General features: G+C 35.1%; 13 protein-coding genes. 3 read left to right on the top strand and 10 right to left on the bottom strand.

The genetic code is table 11. The features are described 5' to 3' along the window. Positions 1 to 204 precede the first annotated feature (204 nt). From CI949_RS12075 to CI949_RS12045, 7 genes are all read right to left on the bottom strand, one after another. Positions 205 to 936 carry an NAD(P)/FAD-dependent oxidoreductase gene (locus tag CI949_RS12075; RefSeq protein ID WP_290766892.1) on the bottom strand — a complete coding sequence of 244 codons (732 nt, stop codon included), beginning with the start codon at positions 934 to 936 and terminating at the stop codon, positions 205 to 207. After that, positions 936 to 1,115: a glutaredoxin domain-containing protein gene (locus tag CI949_RS12070; RefSeq protein WP_290766890.1), complete on the bottom strand. Its 180-nt coding sequence runs from the start codon at positions 1,113 to 1,115 to the stop codon at positions 936 to 938. The genes CI949_RS12075 and CI949_RS12070 overlap by 1 nt, the downstream gene beginning before the upstream one ends. A gap of 200 nt (positions 1,116 to 1,315) precedes the next feature. Beyond that, positions 1,316 to 2,083 carry a TRIC cation channel family protein gene (locus CI949_RS12065; protein WP_290766888.1) on the bottom strand — a complete coding sequence of 256 codons (768 nt, stop codon included), beginning with the start codon at positions 2,081 to 2,083 and terminating at the stop codon, positions 1,316 to 1,318. Between the two features lie 209 nt (positions 2,084 to 2,292). Beyond that, positions 2,293 to 2,505, bottom strand: a complete 213-nt coding sequence (locus CI949_RS12060; RefSeq protein ID WP_290766886.1) for a hypothetical protein — start codon at positions 2,503 to 2,505, stop codon at positions 2,293 to 2,295. 51 nt (positions 2,506 to 2,556) lie between these two features. Next, positions 2,557 to 2,907, bottom strand: a complete 351-nt coding sequence (locus tag CI949_RS12055) for a DUF3147 family protein (protein WP_290766884.1) — start codon at positions 2,905 to 2,907, stop codon at positions 2,557 to 2,559. Between the two features lie 82 nt (positions 2,908 to 2,989). Beyond that, the gene (locus CI949_RS12050; protein WP_290766882.1) at positions 2,990 to 3,766 is read right to left on the bottom strand and encodes an enoyl-ACP reductase; all 777 of its coding nucleotides are present in this window, start codon (positions 3,764 to 3,766) and stop codon (positions 2,990 to 2,992) included. 162 nt (positions 3,767 to 3,928) lie between these two features. After that, positions 3,929 to 4,867 carry an NADP-dependent oxidoreductase gene (locus CI949_RS12045; protein WP_290766880.1) on the bottom strand — a complete coding sequence of 313 codons (939 nt, stop codon included), beginning with the start codon at positions 4,865 to 4,867 and terminating at the stop codon, positions 3,929 to 3,931. A 224-nt stretch (positions 4,868 to 5,091) separates the two neighbouring features. Between CI949_RS12045 and CI949_RS12040 the strand changes: the two genes are divergently transcribed. From CI949_RS12040 to arsB, 3 genes are all read left to right on the top strand, one after another. Next, a complete protein-coding gene (locus tag CI949_RS12040; RefSeq protein WP_290766878.1) occupies positions 5,092 to 5,460 on the top strand; it encodes a metalloregulator ArsR/SmtB family transcription factor in 369 nt (122 codons plus the stop codon). A 55-nt stretch (positions 5,461 to 5,515) separates the two neighbouring features. Further along, positions 5,516 to 5,917, top strand: a complete 402-nt coding sequence (locus CI949_RS12035; RefSeq protein ID WP_290766876.1) for an arsenate reductase ArsC — start codon at positions 5,516 to 5,518, stop codon at positions 5,915 to 5,917. A 111-nt stretch (positions 5,918 to 6,028) separates the two neighbouring features. After that, positions 6,029 to 7,111: an ACR3 family arsenite efflux transporter gene (arsB, locus tag CI949_RS12030; RefSeq protein ID WP_290766874.1), complete on the top strand. Its 1,083-nt coding sequence runs from the start codon at positions 6,029 to 6,031 to the stop codon at positions 7,109 to 7,111. A gap of 99 nt (positions 7,112 to 7,210) precedes the next feature. On the opposite strand, the gene CI949_RS12025 is transcribed toward arsB, so the two are convergent. The 3 genes from CI949_RS12025 to CI949_RS12015 all read right to left on the bottom strand — a co-directional run bounded on the left by CI949_RS12025 (position 7,211) and on the right by CI949_RS12015 (position 10,183). Further along, positions 7,211 to 8,218, bottom strand: a complete 1,008-nt coding sequence (locus CI949_RS12025; protein WP_290766872.1) for an iron ABC transporter permease — start codon at positions 8,216 to 8,218, stop codon at positions 7,211 to 7,213. Further along, positions 8,218 to 9,156, bottom strand: coding sequence for an iron ABC transporter permease (locus tag CI949_RS12020; protein WP_365941576.1), 939 nt, complete (start codon positions 9,154 to 9,156; stop codon positions 8,218 to 8,220). The genes CI949_RS12025 and CI949_RS12020 overlap by 1 nt, the downstream gene beginning before the upstream one ends. Positions 9,157 to 9,301: 145 nt before the next feature. Beyond that, complete coding sequence (locus tag CI949_RS12015) at positions 9,302 to 10,183, bottom strand: iron-hydroxamate ABC transporter substrate-binding protein (RefSeq protein WP_290766868.1); 882 nt, start codon at positions 10,181 to 10,183, stop codon at positions 9,302 to 9,304. Between the last annotated feature and the right edge of the window lie 123 nt (positions 10,184 to 10,306).

Genomic DNA, 10,306 nt, shown 5'->3' with positions numbered 1-10,306 from the left:
TCATATATACTATTAATGCAATTAATCATTTTTTGAAGTAATGCACAAGTTGTTTAAATTTAATACTTTTTTAAAACAAAAAAAGAATCCTTCTTTAAGTGGTTGAATATATTTAGCGACGAAAATAAAAAAAACCACCAGACAATATGCCTGGCATTTGATTGCTTTATTTCTATATTCTACTTCATTTCAATCATTTTCTTATTAACTTAAATATTCATTGGCTCTCAGGGCAGCCTTAGCACCTTCTGCAGCAGAAATAATAATCTGTTTGTCTTTAATATCTGTTACATCTCCGGCAGCAAAAATCCCTTCAATGCTTGTCTGATTATTTTGATCAATAATAATCTCATTAACCTGATTAATTTTAAGATCTTCACAAATAAAACCTGTATTGGGGATTAAACCAATTTCAATAAAAATTGCTTTAACATTAAGCTCGCGTTCTTTACCTGTGTTTAAATTTTTAATTCTTATAGATTCAACTTTTTGCTCACCTTTAATCTCAGTTGTCTGATATGATTTACAGACTTCAATTTTATCTGAGTCATTTACCTTATCCTGCAGACTTTTGTCACCTGATAGCTGTTCTCCTCTAATTATCAAATAAACTTCAGTCGCTATCTTTGCCATATCAAGCGCTGCTTCCAGTCCAGAATTACCTCCGCCAACTACAGCAACCGGCTGATTTTCATAAATATAACCATCACAGGTGGCACAGTAACTAACACCCTTATCTTTTAGCTGATGTTCTCCTGAAATTCCAAGCTGCCTCTTTTTAGTTCCAGCAGCTATTAAAACAGCTCTAGTCTTAATTTCTTTTTCACTTTTTGTAAGCAGAATATGCCCTTCTTCCTGAGGGTTAATATCTGTAATTTCCTCTCCAAAAAGTGTGTAAATCTTATAGTTCCTAAGATGTTTTAAAAAATCCTGCATTAGATCTGGTGTGGTATGGTTTTTTTGCCGCTCCGCTCCACCATCTCCTGCTGCAGCTCTTCATTATCTGTAATATCATAATCAGTATAATCAAGCCCCAGACTTTTTAACATTGCCTTTGCTCTTCTACAGTAAGGGCACCAGCTTTTGGTATAGATTTCGATCTTTGGCTTATTCATCAGATCAAATCCTTTCTTTGTTTGATATCAGAATCAATAATATCTTTAATAGTTGTCTTCCCAAGTTAAGCCATAGAAATCAAATAACTAATTTAATAGAATTACCGGCTGAATCTTCTGTAAATATGTCATTATCTTTTTCAATAACTTTATAGCCCATCTTTTTTAAGTTTTCTACACTTTCATTCCTCATTTTCTGATCAGGAAAACTTAATGTCCGGTAAATCCTTATTAATTAAAACATCTCTAATAGTTCCTCCGGCAACTGCAGTGGTTATTCCAAAAACAGCAATACCATAATAATCCATCGTTGATTCCAAAACTAGATTACGATGGAGAGGTATCTCTGTGTATCCTAAAATCTCACTCAGTTTTTCCCGATGAGGTGCCATAACCTTTTCAACCTCACTCTTTACTTCTTCATCTTCTTTTATATTTTCCTCAACAGTAAGAAGCTGATGCTTAAAATCTACCACCTTCTTATTTTCTACTTCCAGATCAAGCCTGCCTACAAATGAACCATGACAGCCTGACTGAATAATAATTGTGTCATTAACAACAGCTGGTTTATGGACTCTATTATGTATATGTCCACTTAAAAGTACATCAATTCCGTCCACCTCTTCTGCCAATTTGATCTCCTGAGGAAAACCAAGATGTGATAAAACTACTATCACATCAACATCTTTTTCTTTCAGTTCCTCAATATAAGTAGGAAGTTCTTCATTACCAAGAGTCAAATATATCCCTTCACTAAACCAGTCAGGCATTACTTTATCAATAATAGTAGCTGCAATCCCAATAACTCCCACTTTCAGATTTCCATATTCTTTTACTAAATAGGGGTCAAATAATAACTCATCACTTTTCTCATCATAGATATTAATCGCCAACATTGGATAATTAAGTTCTTCTGTAATTTCCAAAAAATTTTCTGGACCATAACCAAATTCCCAATGAGCAGTCATACCTTCAAATCCCATTTTCTTCAGATTTAATTTTTTTAATCAGGGTCTTGATTCGAGCATAACCACCAGCTTTTCGATATTCTGCCTGCTCACCATTTCAAAATAATTCTGGATGGCTTTCTAAATAAGAGTGTGTATCATTAACCTGCAGTAGAGTAAAATTTTGAGTCATTAAAATTACCTCCAATTATTTCCTCTTTTAAAATAATTTAATTTATTGAGGCAGAAGTTGGACTTCTAAATAAAGGCATCAAACCCATTGATACTTGGGCCACTCCAAAACCAGCTATTCCGTGAACTAAAGTCCCCAGTGTAATTACCAGAAAAGTTAATGAAGTTTCAACTAAATTAAAAATAAGAACCACCACCATTAATTTTTCAAAATCATCAGCTTGATATTTATTGTAGATAATAAGTATCATAATTTATGTTAAATTTTTTACTAATACAATTTCACTACTTCATCTAATATACTAAACATTTACCCCAAATTTATGAAGTATAAATACCATTCCAAAATATACAGCAATCATAATTACTGTTGAAATAGCTAATGAAAGATAAAAATTTAGTTCAGTCTTTAATAATAACGGCAGGACTATAAAAAACGATAATGAGGGGATAACCATCCAGAAAACATTTCTTGATAACTGAGCTACCTGAGTTTTACTCTCAGTATCTATATAAAGCCAGATGATTCCCAGATAAGAAACCAGGGGAAGCGAAGCTAAAATTGCTCCCAAAAGTGAACTTCTTTTAGAAACTTCTGACACAGCTACAATTATAACTGCTGAAATTATAGTTTTAAAGATTAAATAAGCCATCAGTATCTCCCCCTCATTTCTATTTTAATTTAGCTTCTTTTGAAACTTTCTTTAAGTGAATATTTTTTTTATATTAAAAATACTATCCCTGGGTATGATAACCACCATCTACATGAAGAATCTCTCCGGTTACCATGCTGGACAGATCACTGAGCAGATAAAGGGCACTTGCTGCAACTTCTTTCTGCTCAACTAATCTTCCCATAGGAGATTTATCTTTGAAATTTTTCATTAAAGCTCTAAAATCAGAAATACCGCTGGCAGCTCTGGTTAAAATTGGCCCTGGTGAAAGGGCATTAACTCTAATATTGTCCCGACCTAGATCTGCAGCCAGGTATTTAACTGAAGATTCCAGTGCAGCCTTGGCAACTCCCATAACATTATAATTAGGAATCACCTTTTCTCCTCCATAATAGGTCAGGGTAACTGCTGCTCCTCCTTTTTCTTTCATAAAAGGATAAGCCAGCTGAAGAGCTTTAACATAAGAGTAAACACTTATTTCCATACTGCGCAGAAAACTACTGCGATCAGTATCCATATATTTCCCTTTTAAATCCTTTTTGTTAGGACCACCGGCAATTGCGTGGACTATAAAATCTATTTGACCTCCAAAGTCTTCTCCAATCTTTTTAAAAACTTCTTCGAATTCCTGGTCATCTGTGATATCTAAACTGTGATAGCTTTTGGCTCCAATTTCTTTAAATAAAGGAATAACCTTTTCTCCAATTTTTTCATTCTGATAGGTAAAAATAAGTTCTGCTCCCTCTGACTTTAATCTCTCTGCAGTCTCCCAGGCGATAGATTTATTATTTGCTACCCCCATAATTATTCCTTTTTTTCCTGACATTAATCCAGCCATGATAATTACCTCCCGCAATAAATTAATTTGGTTTTAGATGAAATTAATAATTCTTTTTAAGTTAAATAATTTATTTTATATTTACTATAATTCATCTAAAAAAGAGGTATTCCTTCAATTTCATTAAATCTAAGATAATAATTTTCCTGACCACTTACTAAGTTATTGATCAATTTTTATAACAATTTTCCCTCTAGCATGATGGGTTTCACTGAGCTCATGAGCGTCTTTCAAGCCCTGGGCTGTAAACGGAAATACTGTACCTACTACAGGCTTTAGGTTCTCCTTTTTCATCATTTCAGCCAGTGAGGCAAGTTCTTTCCCATCCGGTATTAACCAGTGAAACTTAGCTTCAACACCAAGTTTTTCTGTTTTTTCCTGATCAGGCTCTTTAACAATCGAGACCAGCTTACCGCCCTTCTTGAGGACATCAAAACTTCTCTCCTGTACTTCTCCGCCAAGAGTATCAACAACTAGATCATAATCTTCTAACTCCTGAGAAAAATCATCTTTTGTATAATCAATTACCTCATCAGCTCCCAGAGATTTTAAAAACTCTACATTTTTAGTGCTTGCAGTTGTTGCAACATAGGCTCCCAGATTTTTAGCAATTTGAATGGCAAAATTACCAACCCCTCCGGCACCAGCATGAATCAATACTTTCTCACCTGAGTCCAAGTTCCCAACATCCACAAGAGTTTGATAAGCAGTTAAGCCTGCTAGGGGAACTGCAGCTGCCTCTTTGAAATTAATATTATCTGGAATCTTTGCAACGAGTTCCGCTTTTGCTGTAGTATATTCAGCATAAGTACCGCGATTTGTAAGCTCTGGTCTAACAAAAACTCGATCACCTTTTTGAAAAGCATCTACATTTTCTCCTACTTTTTCGATTATTCCAGCTGCATCCCAGCCTAAGACTATAGGAAATTCAAAGGGAAATTTTTCTTTAAGATAACCATATCTTAATTTCCAATCGATTGGATTAACAGCTGCCGCCTTGATTTCAATTAAAACTTCATCAGCCTCTGGTTCAGGTTTCGCTAATTCATTTTCTTTTAATTCTTCTTCATCTCCATAATGCTCAATAACTATTGCCTTCATAATTAACACCCCTTTTATAATTTTAATTTAATAGATTACGATTTAGGTTAATTGTTACAAAAACATCATTTTTTATCAGTATTGACTTTAACAATCGAAATTCAACTCTTAAGCTCTATGTAAAATAAATTTTAAATTATTGAAAATGACTTGACTATCTAAAAAAATACAAATATAATTTAAATATGATTAAAATCGAATATTCGAATATAGGAGGTCTTAAAGTGGAGATTATTGAGGTCTTAAAGGCTCTGGCCCATGAAAACCGAATCAGGATTTTAAATCTTTTAGCTAAAAGTGAACTCTGTGTCTGTGAATTAGAAAATATTATGCAGGTTAATCAGTCCAATGCTTCCAGACATCTGGCCAAATTAAAGCAGGTTAATTTAATTGAAGGCAGAAAAAAAGCTCAGTGGATATATTACCATCTCAACGAAAAAATGCTGAGTGAGCATCAATTTTTAAAACTTTTAATTGAGGATGAGCTAAACAACTTTGCTGATGCCAGAGCGGACCTAAAACGACTGGCAAAATACAATAATAGTTCTTTAAGCTGTGAAACACTGCCTGAAAGTAATCTATTTTCAAAGTAGTAATTTTAAGATTCAATTTTGAAATAAAATAATTATTTATGAGGAGAGAAATTAAATGAAGTATAAAGTTGGATTTATTTGTGTTGGTAATTCCTGCCGCAGTCAGATGGCAGAAGGTTTTGCAAGAGAATATGCTGGTGATATTTTAGAAGTTTACAGTGCAGGTACTGATCCATCTCCAGAGGTTAAGCCAAACGCTGTTAAAGCGATGGATGAAGTTGGGATAGATATCAGTGATCATTATCCAAAATTACTGGAAGAGATTCCTTCTGAACTGGATATTTTAATTACAATGGGCTGTGGTGTTGAATGTCCTTACATACCCTGTAAATTTAGAGAAGACTGGGGCTTAGATGATCCGGCAGGTCACCCAATGGAAGTTTTTAGAGAAACAAGAGAAATTATTGATCAGAAAGTTAAAGAGCTGATTGAAAAAGTAAAGAATGATGAAATCTAATTAAATAAGAATAGCAGTTTAAGCTTAGTCTGTTCGTTTGAGCTGCTATTCTATTTTTTAAGCAGGCATATGATTAAAACCGAATCTATTAATATAAAGTGAGGGGTTATTATGAGTGATAAATTAAAAAAAGAAAATTCTAAAACAGAAATTGAAGTGAAAGATGATGACAATTCTTTAAGTATTTTTGAAAAATATTTAAGCATCTGGGTTGGACTCTGCATTATTATTGGGGTAGCTGTCGGCAGATTATGGCCAGCCTTTCCAAATACCTTAAGCAAATTCGAATACGCCCAGGTTTCTATTCCTGTTGCTATTTTAATCTGGTTTATGATCTATCCCATGATGGTCCAGATTGATTTCAGCTCTATTTTTGAAGCTGGTAAAAAGCCAAAAGGATTAACTGTCACCCTGGTCAGCAACTGGCTGATCAAACCTTTTACGATGTACTTTTTCGCCTGGCTGTTTCTGCAGGTGATCTTTAAAAACTTAATCCCTGCCGGACTGGCCCAGGAGTATGTTGCAGGAGCAATACTGCTCGGAGCTGCACCCTGTACAGCCATGGTTTTTGTCTGGAGCTATCTAACTGATGGAGATCCAGCTTACACCTTAATTCAGGTTTCAATCAATGACCTGGTCCTGATCTTTGCCTATGCTCCGCTGGTTATGTTTCTATTAGGCTTAAATAATTTAACTGTTCCCTGGGATACAATTTTACTCTCAGTGATTTTATATATTGTTATTCCGCTGACAGCAGGCTATCTGTCCCGGAAATACTTACTTAAACACAAAGGAAAAGAATGGTTTGAAGAGATTTTTCTTAAAAACTTAAGTGAGCTTACTGTAATCGGTCTGCTTTTAACTTTAATTATACTCTTTTCATTTCAGGGAGATGTAATTTTAAATAATCCCTTCCATATTCTCTTAATTGCTGTTCCACTGACCATTCAGACTTTCTTCATTTTTATAATAGCTTATGGCTGGTCCAAACTCTGGAATATCAATCACTCTGTAGCTGCACCGGCAGGAATGATTGGAGCCAGCAACTTTTTTGAGCTGGCTGTAGCAACAGCTATCTCAGTTTTTGGTCTGCAGTCAGGTGCCGCTCTGGCGACAGTAGTTGGAGTTCTAGTTGAGGTTCCTGTAATGCTAACCCTGGTCAAAATAGCCAATAAAACAAGAAAATATTTTTAATATAACTAATTAAAATAACCTAAAAAATAAGCTGCAGTTTTAAAAAGCTGCAGCTTATTAAATTAAAAACACCATATCAAAGATGTAATTTTTAAATTTTTATTTTTTGGCAATTAAATAAACAAAATAGGGAGCACCAATTACTGCAACCATAATTCCAGCTGCAATACCCTGTGGTTGAAATATATTTGTACCTATTGTATCTGCTGCTAAAAGAAGCCAGCCACCAGTTAGAACAGCTACTGGAATAAAGAGCTGGTTTCTCTTACCAACTAAAGTTTTAGCAATATGTGGTGCCATTAAACCAACAAATGCAATTCCACCTGTCACTGAGACCGCTGCAGCTGCCAGACCTACCGCAATTATAAGTAAAATTGCCTGCTCTCTTTTTACCTTCATTCCGACTCCAACTGCCACACTGTGACCCAGTGCCAGAATATTTAATCGATTTGCCTTATACAATGCTGCCGGCAGTAAAATTAATAACCAGGGAAGCAGGGCCAGCACAAAGGGACAATCAGTACCCCAAATATCTCCAGCCAGCCAGCGTGAAATAAACTCTACTTTTGCTCTATCTGCAGAAGAAATCAAGACCATCATGGCTCCTGATAAGGCAGTAGAAAATCCAACTCCAACTAAAATTAACTTAATAGGTTTAATACCACTATTCTTGTCATAAGAGAAAAGATAAATTAAAATGGCAGTTATTAATGCCCCTCCAAATGCCGCTAAAGGCAAAAAATAGATAAACTTACCTGCCTCTACAGGAAAATAAAGAAAAAATAAGGCAACTGCAAAACCTGCTCCTGAGTTGATACCAATTATTCCCGGATCAGCGAGATCATTTCGGGTCAGTCCCTGCAGTATTGAACCGGAAAGTGCTAAAGCCATACCTGCCATAAGCGTAATTAAAAGACGGGGCAGACGAATAGAAAAAAGAATAAAGTTTTCATTAAACTCGCCCTGACCAAGAAGTACCGGAATTATTCTATCTAATGTTAGAATAGAATTTCCAAATACCAGGTTAAGCAGTGATGTTAGGACAATTAAGATCATTAGGCTAAAAATTATTATCTTCTGTTTTTTTATAATTTCAGGCTTAAACATTAAAAATCGCTTCTCCCTCTATTAACAATCATCAAAAAGAACGGCAGTCCCAGCATAGCAATAATCGCTACCACAGGTGTCTCATAAGGAGCATTAATTGTTCTCCCCAAAAGATCTGCTAGCAGCATAAATATAGCACCAAAAACTGCAGACAGGGGAAGGATAAAACGATAATCTCTGCCGGCAACTGCTCTAACAAGATGTGGGATCATTAAACCTAAAAAGACAATATTGCCAACCAGAGCAACTGAAAGTCCAGTTAAGGTAATAATAATCAAAAATAAAAATATTTTGGTTCTAAAAACTTTCTGACCAAGACCAACTGCAATTTCTTCTCTTAAGCTTAAAATTGTCAGCTGCCTGGAAAGAAAAAAAGCTGCAGCAAGACTTAGCAGCACAAATGGTGCAATTAACTTAAGCTGTAACCAACTGACACCAACCAGGCCTCCTGCTGTCCACATTGAAACATCTTTAGAAATCTGAAAGTAGATTCCAACCCCTTCTGCAACAGCATAAAGAAAAGTAGAAACTGCAGAACCAGCAAGAACTATTCTAAAAGGAGAAAATCCTCTTTTATTTATTGATGCAATTCCAAATACCAGTCCAGCTCCCAGAGCTGCTCCTAAAAAGCTAGACAGCATAGTTCCAAAATAATTAAGGGTAGGGAAAATTGCTAAAGAAAAGGCTAAAGCAGCATTTGCTCCTGCTGTCAGGCCGAATAAACCGGGGTCGGCAAGAGGATTTTTGGTCATCCCCTGCATAATAGCTCCAGCAGCAGCTAAAGCTGCACCAACAACCACAGCCGCTGTGGTTCTGGGAATTCTAATTTCTTGAAGCATGATAATTTTATCTGAGCTCCCGCTAAAAGTTAAAGCCTGCCAGACCTGACTTAAAGATACTTCAGCTGCGCCCACTGCCACTGCAGTTAAAAATGACATTAACAGAACTGCTAAACTTGCTGCTAAAATATATTTAAATTCTAGCTTCTTTTTGATTTCATTTTTTTTTGCATTCTTAATCATAAAAAACCCTCTTTAATAATAAAATTTCAGATTCAATAACAGACTTTTTATAAAACTACAGTTAGTTTAAAAAGTTATCTATAAAAAACTGCAGCTGATATTCTAAAGTAATTGGATCATTAAAATAAAATTTGGTGGCATCTGCCTCAAAGACTCTCCCATTTTCTACAGCAGGGATATTCTGATAGGTCTCTGTTTCCTGGAATGATGTGTCAGTTTCAGTATTTTTAGAAATAATTAGGTAATCACCAACTATTTCAGGTAGAACTTCATATGAGAGAGCATGGAAACCATCTTCTAAAGCAAGTTCCTTAACCCGTTCAGGCATTTCAAGTTCCATTTCCTGATAAAGAATTTCAGTCCCTCTAGCCCAGTTATCTCCAAAAACATATAATTCTTTATTAAAATTTTCAATAACTGTTACTGTTGCATCTTCCCCGATCTTATCTTTAATTTTCTCGCCAGCAGCTTCTGCACGGCTTTTGAAATCTGCAATCCACTCTCTTGCTTCCTCTTCTTTATTTAATAACTTAGCAATTTCAAGGTGCTGTTCCAAATAACCAAGTTTACCGTATGTATAAGTAACGGTTGGAGCTATTTGACTTAAACGGTCAATATTTTTTATGTTAGAAAGGCCAATAATCAAATCGGGATTTAATTCCAGAATTTTTTCTAGATTATCATCTGTTACTGCAGGAATACCTTTCAGATCATAATTAGGATTATTTTTAGACCAGGAATCTACTCCCACAAGATTTACATCAAGTGCTAAAACATTACCAGTAAAAGAAGAAAGCACTATTACTCTCTCAGGATTAGCAGGAACCTCAATCGGACCATTTTCTGATTCATAAGTTATTGTCTCTTCTGCTCCGGCTGTAAATGCTGTTAAACTAAAAGCCAGAAGCAGTGTCAGCATAATTGTTATAATTTTCTTTTTCATTATCATTTCCTCCATTTATAATATTCGTTACGTCAAATCTAATAGTTTTTTTAAAAATATTAATAGTTATCATAATTGTCAGGTTAGGAATCTGCATAAAATGCAGGAATCCCTCCCCCTGAG

The organism is Halanaerobium sp. (genome assembly GCF_003070835.1).
Note: the sequence above shows the minus strand (reverse complement) of the source record. Positions and strands in the feature narration are given on the sequence as shown.

Excerpts from the sequence above, each read along its gene's own strand:
- CI949_RS12075 (WP_290766892.1), bottom strand. The coding sequence starts at position 936 with ATGCAGGATTTTTTAAAACATCTTAGGAACTATAAGATTTACACACTT.
- CI949_RS12070 (WP_290766890.1), bottom strand. The coding sequence starts at position 1,115 with ATGAATAAGCCAAAGATCGAAATCTATACCAAAAGCTGGTGCCCTTAC.
- CI949_RS12065 (WP_290766888.1), bottom strand. The coding sequence starts at position 2,083 with ATGACTGCTCATTGGGAATTTGGTTATGGTCCAGAAAATTTTTTGGAA.
- CI949_RS12060 (WP_290766886.1), bottom strand. The coding sequence starts at position 2,505 with ATGATACTTATTATCTACAATAAATATCAAGCTGATGATTTTGAAAAA.
- CI949_RS12055 (WP_290766884.1), bottom strand. The coding sequence starts at position 2,907 with ATGGCTTATTTAATCTTTAAAACTATAATTTCAGCAGTTATAATTGTA.
- CI949_RS12050 (WP_290766882.1), bottom strand. The coding sequence starts at position 3,766 with ATGGCTGGATTAATGTCAGGAAAAAAAGGAATAATTATGGGGGTAGCA.
- CI949_RS12045 (WP_290766880.1), bottom strand. The coding sequence starts at position 4,867 with ATGAAGGCAATAGTTATTGAGCATTATGGAGATGAAGAAGAATTAAAA.
- CI949_RS12035 (WP_290766876.1), top strand. The coding sequence starts at position 5,516 with ATGAAGTATAAAGTTGGATTTATTTGTGTTGGTAATTCCTGCCGCAGT.
- arsB (WP_290766874.1), top strand. The coding sequence starts at position 6,029 with ATGAGTGATAAATTAAAAAAAGAAAATTCTAAAACAGAAATTGAAGTG.
- CI949_RS12025 (WP_290766872.1), bottom strand. The coding sequence starts at position 8,218 with ATGTTTAAGCCTGAAATTATAAAAAAACAGAAGATAATAATTTTTAGC.
- CI949_RS12020 (WP_365941576.1), bottom strand. The coding sequence starts at position 9,156 with ATGTCATTTTTAACTGCAGTGGCAGTGGGCGCAGCTGAAGTATCTTTA.
- CI949_RS12015 (WP_290766868.1), bottom strand. The coding sequence starts at position 10,183 with ATGAAAAAGAAAATTATAACAATTATGCTGACACTGCTTCTGGCTTTT.